Below are 18439 nucleotides of genomic sequence, written 5' to 3' on the forward strand. Positions count from 1 at the left end.
ATTTCAGGAACGGAGACAACACGTGAATCCAGCCACCCGCGAGCTGCTCATGAAGGTGAGCACCGCCACCCTGTGCACGGCCTTGTTCAAGCGCGGCCTGCGCAACCAGTTCATCCAGGACGTGCGGCCGCTCAACGCGGGCCTGCCCAACATGGTGGGCGAGGCCTTCACGCTGCGCTACATGCCGGCGCGCGAAGACCTGAACCCGATCAGCGTCTTCCTCGACCGTCACCATCCGCAGCGCAAGGCGGTGGAGCAGTGCCCCGAAGGCGCCGTGCTGGTCATCGACAGCCGCAAGGATGCGCGCGCCGCCTCGGCTGGCGGCATCCTGGTCACGCGGCTGATGAAGCGCGGCGTGGCCGGCGTGGTGACCGACGGCGGCTTTCGCGACAGTCCCGACATCGCGAAGCTCGGCTTTGCGGCCTATCACCATCGCCCCAGCGCGCCGACCAACCTCACGCTGCACCAGGCCATCGACATCAACGTGCCCATCGGCTGCGGCGATGCGCCGGTGTTTCCGGGCGACGTGATCGTGGGCGATGCCGAAGGGGTGATCGTCATACCGGCCCACATGGCCGACGAGGTCGCGGCCGAAGCAACCGAGATGACCGTCTTCGAAGACTTCGTGCAGGAAAAGGTGCTCGAAGGTCGTTCCATCCTCGGCCTCTATCCGCCCACTGACGAGCAAAGCCGCACTGACTTCGCAACCTGGCGCCAGGCCAAGGGCCGCTGAGCCCATCGACAAGAAAACAAAGGAGACAAGACATGCGTTTCATCCGCCTCGCCGCGGCGCTGCTTTCGGCTGCGCTCGCCCCTGTGGCCGCACTGGCCCAGACCCCCGAATGGCCGGCTGCCAAGCCCATCGTCTACGTTGTGCCGTTCACCCCCGGCGGCTCCACCGACATCGTGGGCCGCACGCTGGCCCAGAAGCTGGGCGAGAGCCTCAAGCAATCGGTGGTGGTCGACAACAAGCCCGGCCAGGCCGGCGGCATCGGCGCCGCCTACGTGGCCAGGGCCGCACCCGACGGCTACACGCTCTTCGGCGGGACCATCAGCACGCACGCGATCAACGCCAGCCTGTACAAGAAGCTGACCTACGACCCGATGAAGGACTTCGAGCCCGTCTCGCTGGTCGCGCGCCTGCCCAACGTGCTGATCGTCAACAGCCAACTCGGCGTGAACTCGGTGGCCGAACTGGTGGCCCTGCTGAAGAAGGACGAGAGCAAGCGCACCTTTGCCTCTTCCGGTGCCGGCACCTCGACCCACCTGGCCGGCGAGATGTTCGCCGACCTCATCGGCGTGAAGCTCACCCACGTGCCGTACAAGGGCACGCCGCCGGCCCTGACCGACGTGGCCGCAGGGCAGGTGCCCTTCATGTTCGACCAGGTGACGGCCGCGCTGCCACTGGTCAAGAGCGGCAAGCTCAAGCTGCTGGCCGTGACCACCGGCAAGCGCATCGCGCTGGTGCCCGAGCTGCCGACCATGATCGAGTCGGGCATTCCCGGCTTCGAGATGTCGTCGTGGCAGGCGGTGTACGCGCCCAAGGGCACGCCCAGGCCGATCGTGCAGCGCCTCAATGCAGAGATCGTGAAGGCGCTCAGGCAGCCCGACGTGCAGGCCAAGCTCTCGGACCAGCTGGCGATGGAGATCGTGGGCAGCACGCCGGAAGAACTGCGTGACTTCATGGCCAAGGAAATTCCGCGCTGGGCCGAGCTGGTGAAGAAGTCGGGCGCGGTGGCCGATTGAGTTTTCGCAACCACATGAGGAGACCTCCGATGCAGAACGAAATCAACCATCGACGACGCCAGTTGCTCAGGGCGGCTGCGGGCGCAGGAGCCGCGGCGCTCAGCGGTCTGGCCGGCGCGCAAGCCTTCGATTTCAAACCCAACCAGCGCTACCCCGATCCCTCCGTGATGATCCTCGATCCGAGCTTCGCCAAGTACCGGATCTACAGCAGCACGGTGGAACAACTCGGCACGGGCATGCGTTGGGCCGAGGGCCCGGTCTACTTTCCCGAGCATGGCTACCTGCTCCTGAGCGACATTCCGAACAACCGGCTGATGAAGTACGACGAGAAGACCGGCAAGTTCTCCGTGCACAAGACCAACGTGAACTATGCCAATGGCAACACGCGCGATCGGCAGGGGCGGTTGATCACCTGCGAGCACTCGGTGACGCGGCGCGTGGTTCGCACCGAGAAGGACGGGCGCATGACGGTGCTGGCCGACAACTACGAAGGCAGACGCCTCAACGCGCCGAATGACGTCGTCGTCAAGTCGGACGACACCGTCTGGTTCACCGACCCCACCTTCGGCATCAACGGCGAGTGGGAAGGTTTCAAGGCCGTGCCGGAGCAGGCGACGACCAACGTGTACCGCATCGCGAAGGACGGCAAGCTGAGTGCGGTGATCACCGATCTCGTCAATCCGAACGGCCTGGCGTTCTCGCCCGACGAGAAGAAGCTCTATGTCGTCGAGTGGAAGGGAACGCCAAACCGCAGCATCTGGAGCTACGACGTATCACCGGACGGCACAGGCGTTTCGAACAAGACCAAGCTGATCGACGCCGACGGGCCGGGTTCCCTCGACGGCTTTCGCGTTGACCGCGACGGCAATCTCTGGTGCGGCTGGGGTTACTCGGGCGCGATTGCATCCGAACCCACCGACATCGGTGGTGGCATGAAGGCTTACCTGCCGACAGGCAAGTCGGAAGAGATGGACGGCGTGAAGATCTTCAATTCGCAGGGTAAGCCCATCGGCTTCATCCGCCTGCCCGAGCGCTGCCCGAATCTCGAATTCGGAGGCCCGAAGCGCAATCGCCTCTACATGGCGAGCAGCCATTCGCTCTATGCGCTCTACGTCGAAGCCCACGGCGCCGTCTGAGGCGCGCCCGCGGCAATCGGCGGGTGGGCGTCTAGCGATGATTGGGCATGCAGCTTGAGAATGCCGCTCTGCGCCGCCGGGGACCCGGCTTGATGCCGCTGCTGCGAGGGTCTTGTCCGATGTCACCGGCGAACCATCGGAAGATGTTGGCGTGGTTTCTCCATCCGTCGCTGAAGCGCACGAAAAGAAAACCCCGCTCCGCGTTGCCGAGCGCGTCGACCGGTATGCCGGCGGCGCGCAAGGCCCTGATCTCGGCGTTGGTTTCCATGTCGGATGGCAGCTTCAAGGTGATCGTTGCGTTGTGAATGGGGGGTCTAGGCATTGCTTCGCTTCCGTCAAACTTCCCGAAGGCGCAGTTGACCTGAAGAGAGCTTTTTCGGGATCCCGCATTTATAGGATGCGCAAAGCGACAGCCTATTGGACGCCGGGAGCCAGGCCTAGGCTGAGCCGCGCACCAGACGCTCGAACACGTCGTCCGAGCCCATCTGGCCACCCTTGAGCATGATTTCCAACCCGTCGAGCGCGTCGTCGTCGCTGTGCACGCGACACAACGAGGTGCCGGCGCCCATGTCCGCCACGTAGGAAAGCCCCCAGGCATTGAGCGCCTGCACTGCATGACTCGAGGTGTCGCCCCCGGCAATGCCCACGCGCTGCAATGGCACCATTGCCAGCACTCTGGCGAGCAGATCGCCGCCAGCGCGCGCCAAGGCTTGGGGATCGATGCCTCTTTCGAGCGGCAGCGGCTTGGGGGGACGGGTGCAGGCCAGCACGTTGCGGCCGCTGACGAGCCCGTTCGCGATGTCTCGAGCATGACGTTCCAGCGTGGCTGCGTCCCGCTGCGCGATTCCTGACGCATCGAGCCACACGGTATCGAACGATTTCGCCGCCGCCACCTGCCGCGCCGTGACAGGCGACAGGCTTCCCGCAAGCACCAGCACCGGCCCCTTCGCCGGAGGCACGCCGGTCCGCGCCGTCGGGGCACTGCCGCCTTCCTTGTGCGACGAGGGCATCGCCATTGCCAGCGCATCCACCACGCTGCTCGGCCCCGCAGCCAGCAGTGTGGCGCTTTGCGCCCTGGCCCACAGCACTTCGCCGATGGCCCGCAGCTGCGTCGTATCGGCCACGTCGAACAGCACTGCATCCGCCGGCGGCGAGTGCAGTGCCTGCCGCAACGCGGTGTCGAGCGAATCGCTGCCGCGCGATGCGGCGGTGAACGGCATGGAGCGCACATCTGCCAGCCCCTGCTTTGCCAGGTGCAGCCGCAGATCCGCCTCGTCCATCGGCGTTACGGGATGCCGGCTCATCGTTGGATGCCGGTCGATGCGAAAGACCTCGCCGCCGCTCCCCGCCGCAGCGAACAGGTTGCCGAAGAGGCAGTAGCGGCCCAGGTTGGGCTGCCCGCCGACGATGGCGGTCCATGGCTGCTGCACCGCCGCGCGCAGCACGCGCACTGCCGCGCCGATCGAACCGATGTGCGGGGCGCTGTCGAAGGTCGAACAGGTCTTGTAGTGCAGCACGCGCGCGCCGAGCGAGCGGAACAGCGTGGCCACGGGGCGGAGTTCGGCCTGCATTTCCTCGGGCGTCATGGCGCGCGCCGCGCCCGCGATGCCCAGCACGTCGAGCGGCCCCGTGCGCTCCAGCCGCGCGGCATCGGGCGTCTTCAGGAACAGCAGTGCACGCAGTCCCGCGCGCGCCGCGGTGCCGAGGGTGTCGGTTGCGCCGGTGAAATCGTCGCCGTAGTAGACGATCGGCGGGCAGGGCCTCATGGCTTGCCGAAGAAGGCGAGGGCGTGGGCCAGCTCGGGCTGATCCTTGGCGGCATCCGCCAGCGACACGCCCGCCCGCGCGGCCGACCATGCTTGCCGGATGCTCGTCACGCCTGCCGCCGCGCCGCCGGGGTGCGCGAGGATGCCGCCGCCGGCCATGAAGAGCAGGTCGTCGCTGCCGATGGCTTTCCAAGTCGCAGGCACGGTACCGGCCCATTGGCCCGAAGAAAACGCCGGCATCACGCGATCGTCCGCCGCATCGGTCAGCGGTGTGAAGCAGTCCTGCGCCGACTCGATCACTTCGCTGTCAGGCTGCGAGAACTTGCCCTGCAGCCCGTGAACGTGCATGTGGTCCACACCCGCCAGGCGCCACAGCGTCTGGTACGCCTGGAACGAAATGCCCAGCAGCGGATGCCGCGATAGCGCACCGTAGCCATTGCGGTGGCCGTGCAGCGCAAGGCCGGTGTGCCGACGCAGCGTCTGGATACCCGAGTGCCCGCACCAGTTGAGACTGGCCATGACGCACGAGCCGCCTTCGCGTTCGACGAGATCGGCATGCCGCTTCATCGCGTCGGTCTCGTCGGTGATGTTGAAGGCCACCATCACGTGCTTGCCGGTGCGCTGCTGGTGCGCGCGCACGACAGCCATCACGGCGGGCACGCGCTCGGCCAGCGGGGCGTGTGCGGGGTCGGCGCACACCTCGTCGTCCTTGATGAAGTCGACGCCTGCCGCACAGAGCCGGCCGACGAGGTCGGCGGTCTGCGCGGCGGAAAGGCCGACGTTCGGCTTGATGATGGTGCCGACCAGCGCGCCGCTCGCCACGCCGGTCGCGCGCCGTGTGCCGGCGATGCCGGCGCGCGGCATCTCGAACTGAGCGCGATAGCTCGCGGGCACCTGCAGCGATTCCAGCCGCAGCCCCGTCACTTCGCCCAGGTCATACAGGTTGCCCGACACCGTTGCGGCCAGGGTCGGCAGGTTGGCGCCGATGTTCGCTACCGGAAACGCGATGTCGACATGCGCACGCCGCCACGGGCCGCGCGTGCCTTTGCGTTCGAGCAGGGCATTGGGCAGCGATGGCGTCGCAGCTGGTGCCAGTTCGGTGATTGCCTCGACCGTGGCGCGTGCGCGTTCGCGCAGCGCATCGGTCTCGCCTTCGACACGCGTGAAGGTGCCGCACGATTGCTCTCCGGCCATCACCTCGGCCACGGCGGCCGGGTCCAGCGGCGTCTCGATGAGATAGCGAGCGCGGATGCGTTCAGGCGCCATCACGCTCACAGCTTGCTCAGGTCGGGAAAGGGCCGCACCGGCTCGCTGCCGTCCCAGCCTTCCGACGCGCTGCGGATCAGGTCGAACATCCTGCCCTTCGGGCCCGCGACTTCCGACAGCTCGATGACGGTGCCCGGGTGGTACTCGGTGTCGAAGTAGATGAAGCGCCCGCGATCGCCCACTTCGCCACTCATCACCGGCTTGAAGCCCTGCTTGGTGAGGCGCGCGAGGTCGGCGTCGTAGTCGGCCGTCCAGTAGGCGACGTGCTGCAGCCCGGTGCGGCCGGCCTGCAGGAAGTCTCGGTACATCGAAGGCACGTCGTTGCGCGTCTGGATGAGTTCGACCTGTACATAGCCCGAGTTGGCGAGTGCCACCGAATTGTGCGGCTCGTGCGCTTCGCCGTTGTAGCGGTAGTTCTTGATGGGCACGCGCGGGTTGTAGAACCAGGGGCCCACGCCCAGCCTGGTGCTCCAGTAGTCCATGGCGGCTTCGATGTCGTGCACGACATAGCCCAGCTGGCGGATCTCGCCGAGGAATCGACTCATTGCGGTTGGCTCCGGTGATGTGAGTGTGTTGTTGTGATCAGAATTTGAGGAAGCCGGTCGAGAACCACGGGAACGCGGCCACGATCACCAGGCCGACCAGCATTGCGCCGATGTAGCCCCAGATGTGCCTGATGCCTTCGTCGGGATTGACCTTGCTCACGGCGCAGGCGCCGTAGTAGCCGACGCCGAAGGGCGGCGCGAACAGGCCGATGCCCATGGAGAAGATCACGACCATCGCGTAGTGCACCTCGTGCACCCCAGCGGCCTTGGCGATGGGGAACAGCAGCGGCCCGAACAGCACGATGGCCGGAATGCCCTCGAGCACGCTGCCCAGCACGATGAAGGCGACGATCGACACGGCCAGGAAACCGTAGGCTCCGCCGGGCAGCGTGCCCATGAGTCGCGCCAGGTCCTGCGAGAAGCCCGACTGCGTGAGGCCCCAGGCCATGGCCGTGGCGCAGCCGACGATGAAGATGATGGCGCCCGACAGCGAGGCGGTGTCGATCAGCATCGGCTTGAGCCGCTTCCAGTCGAACTGGCGGTACACAACCAGGCCGACGATGGCCGAGTAGACGATGCCGATGGTCGACACTTCGGTGGCCGTGGCCACACCCTCGACCACGGCGGCGCGGATCACGAAGGGCAACAGCACGGCGGGCAGCGCGACCAGCAGCAGCTTGCCGATTTCTCGTTTGCTGTAGCGCTGCACGGCGCTCAGGTCTTCGCGGCGATAGCGCCACCAGACCACCACGCACAGCGCGGCGCCCAGCACCACGGCCGGCAACAGGCCGCCCGTGAACAGCGCCGCAATCGAGATGCCGGTGACCGAGCCGATGGTGATCAGCACGATCGACGGCGGAATGGTCTCGGTCTGCGCGCCGGTGGCCGCCAGCAGCGCCACCAGGTCGCCGGGCTTGGCGCCACGCTTGGTCATCTCGGGGAAGAGAACGGGCGCGATGGCCGCCATGTCGGCAATCTTCGAACCCGAAATGCCCGACACCAGGTACATGGCGCCGATCAGTACGTAGGAGAGGCCGCCACGCACGTGGCCCAGCAGGCTGGCCAAGAACTGGATCATGGCGCGCGCCATGCCGGTCATCTCGATGAGCGCGCCCAGGAAGATGAACAGCGGCACTGCCAGCAGGATGAGGTGCGACATGCCTTCGTCGAGCCGCCCGACCATCACCAGCAGCGGCGTGCGCGTGGTGAGCGCCAGGTAGCCGAAGGTGGCCAGCGCGAACGAGAAGGCAATGGGCACGCCCGAGAGCACCGTGGCCGCCACGATGACCACGAAGAAGATCACCAGGTTGAATTTGCCGAGCGTCGCGAACACCGGTGCGGCAAGCCAGAAGGCGCCCACCAGCGCGGCCATGCCGACGAGTGCGACCGCAATCTGCCGGCCGGTGCACACGCGCAACAGGCGCAGCAGCGCCATCACCAGCATGATGCCGATGCCCGCCGGAATGGCCGCAGCGCGCCATGCGTTGCTGATCTCGAGTGCGGGCGTGACGATGAACGACTCTTCGTGCGCGTAGTCGATCGAGGGCCAGATGATCAGCACCAGGAACGTGACCGACGCGGCGATGGCGAAGGCGTCGAGCATGGCGCGCGTCTGTGGCTGCACTTTCTGCACCAGCGCAGTCATGCGCATGTGCTCGCCGCGCCGCAGCGCCACCACGGCGCCGAGCATCGACAGCCACAGAAAGAGGATGGATGCGAGCTCGTCCGACCACACCAGTGGCGCATGGAACACGTAGCGCGACACCACGCCCGCGAACAGCACGCAGATCTCGGCCAGCACCAGCAGCGCGGCCACGGCCTCGACCGCTGCGCCGAGCACGCGGTCGCAGCGCGACGCCATGCCGCTCAGCGGGTTGGCCGAAGCGCCGGCGCCAGCAAAGGCGGCCGCCTCGAAAGTCGATTCATGCACCATGGAGCGTCAGGCCAGCTTGCCGACCGCGCCTTCGAGCAGCGCCCAGGCCTCCGGGCCGAAGCGGCCCTTCCATTCGCCGTAGAAACCCGACTCTCGCAGCTTGGCGCGGAAGCTGTCGGCAGCCGGCCGGTTGATGGTGAGGCCCTTGGCCTGCAGGTCGCCGACCACCGACTCGTTGAGCTTCCTGATGTCGTCGCGCTGCTGCGTGCCGGCGTCGTTGATTGCGCGCGCCACGATGGTCTTCAGGTCGTCGGGCAGGGCGTCCCAGGCGCGGCCGTTGGCAACGAACCAGTAGCCGTCCCAGATGTGGTTGGTGAGCGAGCAGAACTTCTGTACCTCGAACAGCTTGGCCACCTGGATGATGGGCAACGGGTTTTCCTGCGCGTCGACGATCTTCGTCTGCAGCGCCGAATACACCTCGCTGAACTGCAGGCTTGCCGGTGCGGCGCCCAGGCCCTTGAACATCGAGATCGACAGGGGGCTCACGGGCACGCGGATCTTCAGGCCGTCCATGTCCTTGGCGTTCGCCACCGCGGCCTTGCTGCTGGTGGTCTGGCGAAAGCCGTTGTCCCACATCTTCTCGAAGGCATAGAGGCGTGACTTGGCAATGGCGCCGCGCACGTGCGCGCCGAGCTTGCCGTCCATGGCGGCCCACACCTGGCTGTAGTCGCTGAACGCGAAGCCCACTGCATTGATGGCAGCCACCGGCACCAGCGTGGCGATGACGAGTGCCGAGGGCGTGAAGAACTCGATGCCGCCCGAGCGCACCTGCGCAAGCATGTCGGTGTCGCCGCCAAGCTGGTTGTTCGGGAAGATCTTGATCTCGACGCGGCCCTTGGTTTCTTTTGCGATGCGGTCGGCCGCTTCCTGTGCGCGGATGTTCAGCGGATGCGTCAGCGGCAGGTTGTTGCCGTACTTGTACGAGAACTCGGCGGCGCGTGCGATGCGCGGCAGCGCCGACACGATGCCGGCGGCGGGGAGGGCGGAAAGGGTGCGCAGGGCACTCCTGCGGGTCAGCGAGGTCATGTCTGTCTCCGTTATGCGATTGATGCAATCTGATGCACCATGGGCTTCAAGGCCCAGTGAAGATAGAAGGATGCATGATTCGGGTCAAACTTCTGCCTGATGGTTTTTGATGTATGCGGGAAAACCCTTCACTCATTTCCGAGTCCACGGATTCGCCACGCGACGTGCGGCGTGCCCGCGTGGTCGACATCGCCCGCGCGGCGCAGGTCTCGACCGCCACGGTCGACCGCGTGCTCAACCGCCGCCCCGGCGTGCGCGACGCCACGGTGCAGCGCGTGCTCAAGGCCGCGGGCGAACTCGACTACCTGCCCGGCCCCGAGCTGTATGCGGCGCTCACGCCGCCGCCGCTGCGGCTGGTGTTCCTGCTGCCGGCCGGCACCAACCGCTTCATTCGCATGCTGGGCGATATGGTGGGCTACTCGCAGGAACATTGGGCGCCGTTCAACGTGCAGTGCCGTACGGTGTTCATCGAGAGCTTCAATCCGCACGAGCTGGCCGACGCGTTGCGCCGGCACGGCCAGCGCTGCGACGGCATTGCGATGATGGCGCTGGAGCATCCGGCGGTGCGCGAGGCGGTGGCCGCGCTCGCTGCACGCGGGCTACCGGTGGTGACGCTGATCTCGGACCTGTCGAACTCCGAGCGCGCCGCGTTCGTGGGGCTCGACAACCGGGCCGCGGGCCGCACGGCGGGCTATCTCATCGGCCGATTCATCGGTGCACGGGCCGCGAAGGTCGCGCTCATTGCGGGCAGCCTGAGCTACAAGGCGCACGAAGAGCGCGAGGCCGGCTTCCTGCACGTCATCGACGAGATGTTCCCGCGGCTCGAAGTGGTGGGCCTGCGCGAAGGGCAGGACGACGCGGGCAAGAACTACCGGCAGACGCGTGCGCTGCTGGAGCAGTACCCGGACATGGGCGGCATCTACAACATCGGTGGCGCGTCGGACGGCGTGGCGCGCGCGCTGAAGGAGGCAGGGCGCGAGCAGAAGGTGGTCTTCATCGGCCATGGGCTCACGCCCGATACGCGCTCACTGCTGATCGACGGCAGCATGGACGCGGTGATCACGCAAAGCCCGCACACCACGCTGATGAGCTGCGTGCGCATCTTCACCAACCTGCGCGACAAGCGCGAGGCGCTGAGCGGCGTGGAGACCACGCGCAGCCAGGTGATCTTTCGGGAGAATCTTCCGTAGATGCCGCGCATGGAAAGAGGGATGACGAGGCTGCGAAAAGCAATCCGCCTTCTCGCGACGCGTCGCTCAGGAGTCCTCTTCATCCCCGCCCAGATCAGCCCGCGGTGCTCGGCACCGGCGTGTTGAGCAGCTGCTGCTCCCACAGATAGGCTATGCCGCTGCCACCGGCGTGCTGCTTGAGAACTTCCGTCAGCTCTGCGGCGTGCTCGGTGCGCGCCCAGTCGCGTTGCCACTCCGAGGCCACCGCCAACCAGGTCATCATGTTTGCGCCCGCGCGGATCATGCGCTGGATCGCGACCTCGTGGGCCTCGACCGAAGTGCCGCCCGACGCATCCGTGACCACCGTCACATCCCAGCCCTCGCCCAGCGCCTGGATCGCCGGCATGGCGACGCAGATCTCGGTCCACAGGCCGGCGATGATCAGTTGCTTGCGGCCCGTCGCCTTGACCGCATCGACGACCTTCCGATCCTCCCAGGTATTGATGAAGGTCCGGTCGATCACCTCCTGGCCGGGGAACACGTCAGTGATGTGCGGGAAGAGCAGACCGCCTCGCGCCGCGATCACGCTCGTCAGGATGGTAGGGACGCCGAAGGCCTTGGCGGACTTCGCCAGGGCGGTCGTGTTGTTCACCACGGCCTGCGGGTCGTGGCTGTTCAGATTGGCGAGCTGGTAGGGCTGGTGGTCGATAAGGACGAGTACCGAGTCCTCGGGACGAAGAAGCGAAGCCAGGCCGTTGCGAAAAGTCATTGATGGATCCTTTGTTGCCGTTGTGAGCGGGATTGGTTTTCGGGAAACATTCGCCGGCGGCGACGTTGCCCGAAGCAGGATTTTGTTGTTCCCCCTTTTGATGCGGTAGTAGCATTTCGCGGCGAGCTGTGTCGCGAAATGGGGAACGCCAAATTGGATATCGAAGAGCTGCAGACATTCGTGGAAGTTGCCGATGCCGGGGGCGTTTCGTCTGCTGCGCTGCGGCTTGGGGTGTCCAAGTCGATCGTCAGTCGTCGTCTCGTCCGGCTTGAAGAAGAACTTGGTGTCCAGCTGCTTGCGCGATCCACCCGCGGGGCTGCTCTCACTGAAGCCGGGGCCACGTTCCGGGACTATGCAGCCAGGGTCTGCGCCGAGATCGACGTGGCCAGGGAAGCGATCCTGCCCGCCGGTGACCTTCGCGGCCGCTTGCGTGTCGCTGTGCCGTTTTCCCTGGGCCCGACTCACTTCGCGCCCATCCTCGCGGAAATGGCACGACGCCACCCTAGGCTTCACATCCAGACCTGCTACAGCGATCGCTTCGTTGATCTCATCGCGGAGGGTTACGACTGTGCGATACGGGTTGGCTATCTTCAGGACTCCAACCTGATTGCAAGACGCATCGGCCCGGTCCACGGGAAGCTCGTCGCGAGTCCGGACTATGTCAAGGCGCATGGGTCGCCCGAGACGCCGGAGGAACTCGTCGCCCATCAGGCCCTCATGCAGGGAACCGAGGCCTGGCAGCTCACGGATGGCGACAAGATCATCACGGTTCGTCCGCAGGGGCGCTTCAAGGCCGACAACGGCACTGCTTTGGTCGCCGCTGCTACAGCAGGACTCGGGATCGCTTACCTGCCCGATTGGCTCACCCATGAACATGTGGCCTCCGGGGCACTCGTGCCGGTCATGACACGTCACCCACCACCCCCGGCAGGTGCATATGTCATCCGACCGCCAGGTCAGCATCCCGCACGGAAGATACGGGTCCTCACCGAACTCCTGATCGAGTATTGCGACCGGTCCCCGCACCCTGCGGGAGCTGCACCTGTTTGAGTGATGCATCGACCATGAATGTTCGGTAAGCGAGTCAGGCCTGGGTCAGGATTAATTCCTGCCGCCAATTGGCGGGTTAATTGCCTGAGTCGATTTCCCGGAATATTGAGTGAATGACTTGTGAATTCGTGCGTTTTGCGCGGTAATTAATTCACGAAAACATCATATTTGGCAAATAAAGTTCCGCTTTTCGAAGTCGTTCGCAATTCCGCGAAAGAGCTTCGATGCGTTCCTGACTTTTATGCCATGACTGAAAATTACTCTCCTGAAGAAAATGCCGGCCTCGATCAATTGGCTTCCGTTCCGGAAAACAGGCGCCGGGAACTGCTGAAGCTCATGTTGGCCGGCTCGGTCACCGGCATGGCAATCGCGCTGCCCGGGTGCGGCGGCGGCAACAATGGCGTGGGCGCCACGGCCTTTCCGGCAACAGGAGGGAGCGGGACATCGGCAGGTGCGTCGCCGGGCAATTCGTCGCCCCCAGCCAGTTCTGGCGCCCCCGCTCAAAAGATATCCAGCTTCACCATTTCCGTACTTCCTGATACCCAGTTCTATCCCAGGTATGCATCGGAAAAGATGGGCGGGCTCTATCAAAAACTGTATTCGGGAATAGATCCGAAATACGACAATCCATTCAAAACCCAAACGCAATGGATCGCGCAAAACGCCAAGCTGCTGAAAATGCCATTCACCATCCATCTTGGCGATATCGTTGACCAGTCCTGGTACTACACATCGGAAAAATCGACCCCCTGGAGCGCCTCGACCGATCTCGTTGGCAATGGCCAGATCGGCAATGGCCAGGTCACGAAGGAATGGGAGCTTGCAAGCCAGGCAATGCAGGTGCTCGAGGCGGCCCAATGCCCTTACTCAATCTGCGCGGGAAATCATGACGTAGGGGCCATCGACTCCGATATGCAATGGGGCCCGGACTGGGGCGTCGGAGTCACCGGCTTCGCCAACAACGACGGCTACCAGGACGGCGGCAGTCATCGGGTGGGCCTGTTCGAGCCCTACTTGCAGGTGTTCCCCGCGGAGCGCGCGAAGAGGCAGGCGACATTCGGCGGAAGGCACGTTTCCGGGTTCCACGAATATCACGTCTTCGAAGCCGAAGGAAACAAATTCCTTGTGCTGTCGATGTCGTGGCGAGCATCTGACGATGCGATCGGCTGGGCCAACCAGGTCATCCGGGCGAACAAGACGCTCCCCGTCATCCTGGTGAATCACCAGTTGGTCGGAATCGGCAGCGACGGGAAGACCGCAGCCGATACCGCCTATTCGAACTACATGTGGGACAAGCTCATCAAGGACAACGACCAGATCTTCATGGCGGTCAGCGGCCACTACCACGGCTCCTGCACGAGCACGAAGAAGAATTCCCGTGGCAACGATGTCTACCTGATGGTGGTGGACTACCAGATGGCCTACATGGGCGGCAACGGTCTCATGCGGATGTTCGAGTTCGATCTCACCAACAAGAAGATCATTGCCAGCTCGTTCTCTCCATGGGTTCCCTTGAAGCCGGCCGCCACGCTCAACGAGTTCGACGCCGCCTGGCTGTCCGACTCGAACCAGTCCTTCGCGCTGGACCTGGATTTTGTCCAGAGGTTTGCTTCCTTCAATCCGAACTTCACCGTTCCGGACGGTTCATCGGACAGCGGCCTGACAGACGCGGCCAGGAAAATCATCCTGACAAACTACAGCCAGCCTCCACAGAAGGCCGCAAGGCTTCCGACGAGCACCGAGGATTACCCGAAGGTCGGCAGCACGCTGGCGCACTGGCGTTTCTTCAATGCGTCGGCAGCCGACGGGGATCTTTTTCCCTATCAGCCCGGGCAGCAAATCCAGGACAGTTCGGCTGGAGGAAAGAACCCGATTTCGGTGAACACGTGGATGGGCTCGCCCGGTGATCTGGTCTGGTCGACAAGCCATCATCCGCTGTCGGCCGCGCCCGGAAGCCTGCGTTTCCTGAATGCCACGAAGACCAAGTCTTCCTACTTCACCACCGACCAGAATTCGACGCTGAACGTGGAAACCTTCCCCTCGGGCTACACCATCGAGGCATTCGTCAATATCGATCCGGGTTTCGATGCGACGACGAATGGATGGATGGGCATCCTGTACCGCCTGGGCGCGCGATCGCAGCTGCCTGGTTTCGGATCGGGCGAGGGCGATTGCGCACTGATGTTCGCCTTTTCAAACCTGATGGAATTCCAGTGGGAAATTGTCCCGGTGAACCAGGCGACCAATCTGACCTGCTGGTCCGGAGGCGTGTCGGCCGGCCAGTGGCTGCACATTGCCATCGTGAACGACCCCTCCGCGTCGTATGCGACCACCATGTACGTGGAAGGAGCGCCCGTCCTGCGGAACAACACGAACATGCAGGGCATTCAATACGTGAGCCCCACCCAGCAAATTGCCATCGGCTGCGGTCAGTGGGCCGGGAACATGTCGACCGGCTTCTTGGGAAGCATTGGTGAAATCCGCATCGTTGGCGTCCCCCTGACTTCCGACAAGTGGCTGACGGCCAGGGCAACCTGACCTGACCGCCGGGGCCGCGTGCCGCCGTTTGGCCGACGCAAGTTATGTAAAGGTGCCATCCATCCGGCGAAGCCGCATGGCCATGCGGGCACCGCAGAGTCGCGTGACACCTGCCTCACTCGAAGGGGCCGGACGCTCCTTGGGGAGAGGGCAAGATCAGCTTCACCAAAAGGCCTCCGCCTTCGCGCGGCGATGCCGTGACGCTTCCGTTGTGCATCTGCATTGCGCGACGAGCAATGGCCAGGCCGAGGCCCACGCCGTGTACCTGCTCGCCTTCTTCGGCACGGAAGAAGGGCTCAAAAATCTTTTCCAGCAACGAGGGCGACACGCCCGGGCCTCGATCAGCCACCGCGATGACGAGAGCACCTGTCTGCGAATCGACCTGCACATTGACTTCCACGATGCCGCATGGCGGGCTGTACTTGACGGCGTTGCGGATGACGTTCTCGAAAGCGCGATAGATCAACTCGCCATGCACTTCAACGACAAAACTTCCGTGAGCATCGGTGCTCACGCGGCGACCCGTGGCGCGGGCTTCGAAGTCGGCGTCTTCCGTGATGTCGTCCAGCAGCTCGATCAGATCCACCCGCTCAAGTGGCGCGACGGATGCACCAGCCTCCAGGCGATGCAGTGTGAGCAACTCCTCGATCAGGCCATCCAGTCGCTCGCTTTCGTTCTTGATGCGAAGAAGCATGGCCTCGGTCAGCTCGGGATCTTGTCGTGACAGACCGATGGCGGCTTGAATTCGAGTCAGTGGGGAGCGCAGTTCATGAGAGATGTCGTGCAGCAGAACACGTCGCGATTCCACGACCAGTTGCAACTGTTCGGCCATCCGGTCGACGTCCCGCGCCAGATCGGCGATCTCGTCGCGCCGGCGCCCCATCAGCGGCGATATGCGGGTATCGAGATGGCCCTGAGCAACACGGTGAAGCGCCCAACGCAAATGGCGCAGCGGGCGAGACAGGTACCAGGAGAGTGCGAGGCCGATCACCAGTATGGCAATGAGCCCGGAAAGCAGCGGGACGATCGGCGTGTAGCCAAGGGACGGCATGCCGTCCGGCTGCGGCGGAGGGAAGGGGTGGTTGGTGAGCATCAGGTAGGCGGCGGTGCCGACCATCGACAAGATCATGCTCAGCGACAAGGCAAGCAAGAGCTTCCAGAACAGCCTTCCGACTGTTGGCCTGAGTGGCATCAGCCCTCCAGCAACTGGTAGCCCAAGCCGCGCACGCTCTGAATCCAGGATTGGCCGTCCGGGCGGGTCCCCAGCTTCTGCCTGATGGCACTGATGTGCACATCGATACGACGGTCAAAACGTACGAGCGAACGGTCGAAGGCTTGCAGCGAAATGTCCTGCTTGCTGACGAGCTTGCCCACATGGCTTGCAAGCACCTCCAGCAGGCTGAATTCCGTACCCGTGAGTTCGAGTGGCTCTCCGTGCCACGTCGCCCGGCGGCTGCCGGGCCACAACACAAGTTCTCCCGCCTTGAGTACGCGCGGCGCGGACGATGGCTCGGCTGCAGCCCTTGTTTCCGTGCGTCGCAAAATTGCGCGTATGCGTGCAACCAGCTCGGCCGGCGTGCATGGCTTTGACACGTAGTCGTCGGCGCCCATGTTCAGCCCGACGATCTTGTCGACATTGTCTCCGCGGGCAGTCAGCATGAGGACAGGCACTGCGCTGCGCTCCCGGATGCGCCGAAGCACCTCGATGCCGGACAGGCGCGGCATCATGATGTCCAGCACCACGATGGAATAGAGGTTGGTGGCTGCCTCGCCAGCACCGGTGCCGCCATCGTGCACGGCGCGGACATCGAAGCCCTCGTACCCCAGGTACTGGGACAGCATGGTGGTGAGTTCGACGTCGTCGTCGATCAGCAGGACTCGGTGCATGGCTTGGTTCTGGGCGAGAGCCGACAGTTTGGCATCAGATGCTGCGTCGATGGCGAACCACGGCCATCTTTTACCCAGCTTAACTCTCCCGAACCGCATCCAACAGAGGCTCTTCCTACGATGGGTTCGAACGAAGAACCCTATGCATGCCTCTCAAATTCTCTCCCCCGGAAGGCGGGTGCGCGCGATGGCGCTGCTCGCTCTTGGCGTCATGCTGGCCGGCTGTGCGGCCGGTCCGGAATATCACCCGCCGACGCCATCGGTGGCCGCAACCTGGCAGGCGGTGGTGCCGCACGATGGCAGTGTCAGTGCGATGGTCGACTGGTGGCGCCAGTTCGACGACCCGGTCCTTGGCCGGCTGATCGTGCAGGCGGAAGCCGACAGTCCGAGTCTGGACAAAGCCTGGACGAAGATCGAGAAGGCGCGCGCAACGCTGACCACGACGCGAGCGGGCGGTCTGCCCAGCCTGAGCGGCAGCGGTTCGCTATCGCGCGCCAGGCAGCAGACGACCGAAGGCAGCGCGCCGGTGCTTGCCACCAGCCGCAGCGCCGACCTCGATGCCTCCTGGGAACTGGATCTGTTCGGCAAGGTGCGCCGCAATGCGCAGGCGGCGCAGGCGCGCATCGATGCGCGCGTGGACGATTGGCACGACGCACGGGTCTCGCTGGCGGCCGAGGTGGCCGACACCTATGTGCAATACCGCGCCTGCGGCCTGCTGGCCCAGGCCTATGAGCGTGAACTGGCCTCGATGACCGAGACCGAAAAGGCCACCGCCGTTGCGGTGCGTGCCGGGTTCACTGCGCCTTCCGATGGGGCGCTCGCGCGAGCCAGCCTGGCGAGCACCACGTCCACGCTGTTGTCGCAGCGTGCCGAATGCGAACTGCTGGTGAAGTCGCTCGTCAATCTCACCGGCTTCGATGAGGCCGCGCTGCGAGCCCTGATGGCGCACGCTGGCGCACAGGTGCCGCAGCCAGCCGCGCTGGCAGTTCCGAGCGTGCCCGCTCAGGCTCTGCGCCAACGCCCCGACCTGGCCGCGAGCGAGCGGGAACTCGCGGCTTCGAGCGCCGAGATCGGCGCCGCGGTGGCGGATCTGTACCCGAGCCTTTCACTGACCGGATCGATCACGGTCTCGGCCTCCAATCTCTCTTCGTCGGTCACCACTTGGTCCCTGGGCCCGTCGCTGTCGATTCCGATCTTCGACGCCGGCAAGCGCCGCGCGGCAGTGGACAGCGCGCAAGCGAGCTACAGGTCGGCGCTGGCCGACTACCGGCAAAGTGTGCGCGACGCCGTGAAGGAGATCGAGCAGGCGCTGGTCCGCCTGGACAGTACCGCCCGACGCGCGGACCAGGCCGGGCAGGCGGCGCAGGAATATCGCCGCTACTTCGAAGCGACGGAAGTGAACTGGCGTGCCGGCGGCGCAAGCCTGCTCACGTTGGAAGAGGCGCGGCGCTCGGCGCTGTCCGCCCAGATCGACGAGATCGCGCTGCAGCGCAACCGCGTCCAGTACTGGATCGCTCTCTACAAGGCATTGGGCGGCGGCTGGCAGCCCGATTCGCCCGCATTGCCGCCGCAGGCGGTGGCGGCGCAGCAGACAAACAATCAATGAGGT

16 protein-coding genes are annotated in these 18439 nt (G+C 64.8%); 7 read left to right on the forward strand and 9 right to left on the reverse strand.

The genetic code is table 11. The annotated features are described in order from the left end of the window. Positions 1-22 precede the first annotated feature (22 nt). The 3 genes from AC07O3_RS01655 to AC07O3_RS01665 are packed head-to-tail and all read left to right on the forward strand — an operon-like array spanning position 23 to position 2882. Positions 23-733, forward strand: coding sequence for a ribonuclease activity regulator RraA (locus AC07O3_RS01655; RefSeq protein WP_307614589.1), 711 nt, complete (start codon positions 23-25; stop codon positions 731-733). Positions 734-765: 32 nt separating this feature from the next. Continuing rightward, positions 766-1746 (forward strand): Bug family tripartite tricarboxylate transporter substrate binding protein, encoded by a 981-nt coding sequence (locus tag AC07O3_RS01660; protein ID WP_093078211.1) that lies wholly within the window; start codon positions 766-768, stop codon positions 1744-1746. 29 nt (positions 1747-1775) lie between these two features. Then, on the forward strand, positions 1776-2882 hold the full coding sequence (locus AC07O3_RS01665) for an SMP-30/gluconolactonase/LRE family protein (RefSeq protein WP_495338417.1): 1107 nt from the start codon (positions 1776-1778) through the stop codon (positions 2880-2882). A 31-nt stretch (positions 2883-2913) separates the two neighbouring features. Here the strand turns inward: AC07O3_RS01665 and AC07O3_RS01670 are convergent, their stop codons facing one another. The 6 genes from AC07O3_RS01670 to AC07O3_RS01695 form a co-directional block, all read right to left on the reverse strand. Continuing rightward, positions 2914-3150, reverse strand: coding sequence for a hypothetical protein (locus AC07O3_RS01670; protein WP_495338418.1), 237 nt, complete (start codon positions 3148-3150; stop codon positions 2914-2916). A gap of 169 nt (positions 3151-3319) precedes the next feature. Continuing rightward, a complete protein-coding gene (locus AC07O3_RS01675; protein ID WP_495338419.1) occupies positions 3320-4648 on the reverse strand; it encodes a four-carbon acid sugar kinase family protein in 1329 nt (442 codons plus the stop codon). Further along, the gene (locus AC07O3_RS01680) at positions 4645-5913 is read right to left on the reverse strand and encodes a ribulose-bisphosphate carboxylase large subunit family protein (protein WP_440534226.1); all 1269 of its coding nucleotides are present in this window, start codon (positions 5911-5913) and stop codon (positions 4645-4647) included. Before AC07O3_RS01680 ends, AC07O3_RS01675 begins: the two co-directional genes overlap by 4 nt. Before the next feature lie 5 nt (positions 5914-5918). Beyond that, positions 5919-6458 (reverse strand): VOC family protein, encoded by a 540-nt coding sequence (locus tag AC07O3_RS01685; RefSeq protein ID WP_495338420.1) that lies wholly within the window; start codon positions 6456-6458, stop codon positions 5919-5921. A 37-nt stretch (positions 6459-6495) separates the two neighbouring features. After that, complete coding sequence (locus tag AC07O3_RS01690) at positions 6496-8391, reverse strand: TRAP transporter large permease (RefSeq protein ID WP_495338421.1); 1896 nt, start codon at positions 8389-8391, stop codon at positions 6496-6498. A gap of 6 nt (positions 8392-8397) precedes the next feature. Further along, entirely contained in the window at positions 8398-9417 is a 1020-nt protein-coding gene (locus AC07O3_RS01695; protein WP_495338422.1) for a TRAP transporter substrate-binding protein, read from the reverse strand. 113 nt (positions 9418-9530) lie between these two features. Here AC07O3_RS01695 and AC07O3_RS01700 point away from each other — a divergent pair, with 113 nt between their 5' ends. Further along, a complete protein-coding gene (locus tag AC07O3_RS01700; RefSeq protein WP_093059018.1) occupies positions 9531-10607 on the forward strand; it encodes a LacI family DNA-binding transcriptional regulator in 1077 nt (358 codons plus the stop codon). Positions 10608-10701: 94 nt separating this feature from the next. Here AC07O3_RS01700 and AC07O3_RS01705 read toward each other — a convergent pair whose 3' ends face one another. Next, positions 10702-11355: a hydrolase gene (locus AC07O3_RS01705; protein ID WP_093059017.1), complete on the reverse strand. Its 654-nt coding sequence runs from the start codon at positions 11353-11355 to the stop codon at positions 10702-10704. A gap of 153 nt (positions 11356-11508) precedes the next feature. Between AC07O3_RS01705 and AC07O3_RS01710 the strand changes: the two genes are divergently transcribed. Continuing rightward, positions 11509-12405 carry a LysR family transcriptional regulator gene (locus AC07O3_RS01710; protein WP_093059016.1) on the forward strand — a complete coding sequence of 299 codons (897 nt, stop codon included), beginning with the start codon at positions 11509-11511 and terminating at the stop codon, positions 12403-12405. A 246-nt stretch (positions 12406-12651) separates the two neighbouring features. Beyond that, positions 12652-14943, forward strand: a complete 2292-nt coding sequence (locus tag AC07O3_RS01715) for a LamG-like jellyroll fold domain-containing protein (protein ID WP_495338423.1) — start codon at positions 12652-12654, stop codon at positions 14941-14943. Between the two features lie 115 nt (positions 14944-15058). Here the strand turns inward: AC07O3_RS01715 and AC07O3_RS01720 are convergent, their stop codons facing one another. Further along, complete coding sequence (locus AC07O3_RS01720; RefSeq protein ID WP_093176765.1) at positions 15059-16135, reverse strand: HAMP domain-containing sensor histidine kinase; 1077 nt, start codon at positions 16133-16135, stop codon at positions 15059-15061. Next, entirely contained in the window at positions 16135-16830 is a 696-nt protein-coding gene (locus tag AC07O3_RS01725; protein WP_495338424.1) for a response regulator, read from the reverse strand. The genes AC07O3_RS01720 and AC07O3_RS01725 overlap by 1 nt, the downstream gene beginning before the upstream one ends. 187 nt (positions 16831-17017) lie before the next feature. Between AC07O3_RS01725 and AC07O3_RS01730 the strand changes: the two genes are divergently transcribed. Beyond that, positions 17018-18436, forward strand: a complete 1419-nt coding sequence (locus AC07O3_RS01730) for an efflux transporter outer membrane subunit (RefSeq protein WP_495338425.1) — start codon at positions 17018-17020, stop codon at positions 18434-18436. The last annotated feature ends 3 nt before the right edge of the window (positions 18437-18439 follow it).

This window comes from Variovorax sp. GW821-FHT09D05 (assembly GCF_059416325.1).

What these genes read in the sequence shown, in the direction of transcription:
- AC07O3_RS01670 (WP_495338418.1), bottom strand. Translation starts at nt 3,150, where the DNA reads ATGGAAACCAACGCCGAGATCAGGGCCTTGCGCGCCGCCGGCATACCG.
- AC07O3_RS01715 (WP_495338423.1), top strand. Translation starts at nt 12,652, where the DNA reads ATGACTGAAAATTACTCTCCTGAAGAAAATGCCGGCCTCGATCAATTG.
- AC07O3_RS01660 (WP_093078211.1), top strand. Translation starts at nt 766, where the DNA reads ATGCGTTTCATCCGCCTCGCCGCGGCGCTGCTTTCGGCTGCGCTCGCC.
- AC07O3_RS01700 (WP_093059018.1), top strand. Translation starts at nt 9,531, where the DNA reads ATGCGGGAAAACCCTTCACTCATTTCCGAGTCCACGGATTCGCCACGC.
- AC07O3_RS01695 (WP_495338422.1), bottom strand. Translation starts at nt 9,417, where the DNA reads ATGACCTCGCTGACCCGCAGGAGTGCCCTGCGCACCCTTTCCGCCCTC.
- AC07O3_RS01690 (WP_495338421.1), bottom strand. Translation starts at nt 8,391, where the DNA reads ATGGTGCATGAATCGACTTTCGAGGCGGCCGCCTTTGCTGGCGCCGGC.
- AC07O3_RS01675 (WP_495338419.1), bottom strand. Translation starts at nt 4,648, where the DNA reads ATGAGGCCCTGCCCGCCGATCGTCTACTACGGCGACGATTTCACCGGC.
- AC07O3_RS01705 (WP_093059017.1), bottom strand. Translation starts at nt 11,355, where the DNA reads ATGACTTTTCGCAACGGCCTGGCTTCGCTTCTTCGTCCCGAGGACTCG.
- AC07O3_RS01730 (WP_495338425.1), top strand. Translation starts at nt 17,018, where the DNA reads ATGGCGCTGCTCGCTCTTGGCGTCATGCTGGCCGGCTGTGCGGCCGGT.
- AC07O3_RS01665 (WP_495338417.1), top strand. Translation starts at nt 1,776, where the DNA reads ATGCAGAACGAAATCAACCATCGACGACGCCAGTTGCTCAGGGCGGCT.
- AC07O3_RS01725 (WP_495338424.1), bottom strand. Translation starts at nt 16,830, where the DNA reads ATGCACCGAGTCCTGCTGATCGACGACGACGTCGAACTCACCACCATG.
- AC07O3_RS01680 (WP_440534226.1), bottom strand. Translation starts at nt 5,913, where the DNA reads ATGGCGCCTGAACGCATCCGCGCTCGCTATCTCATCGAGACGCCGCTG.
- AC07O3_RS01685 (WP_495338420.1), bottom strand. Translation starts at nt 6,458, where the DNA reads ATGAGTCGATTCCTCGGCGAGATCCGCCAGCTGGGCTATGTCGTGCAC.
- AC07O3_RS01720 (WP_093176765.1), bottom strand. Translation starts at nt 16,135, where the DNA reads ATGCCACTCAGGCCAACAGTCGGAAGGCTGTTCTGGAAGCTCTTGCTT.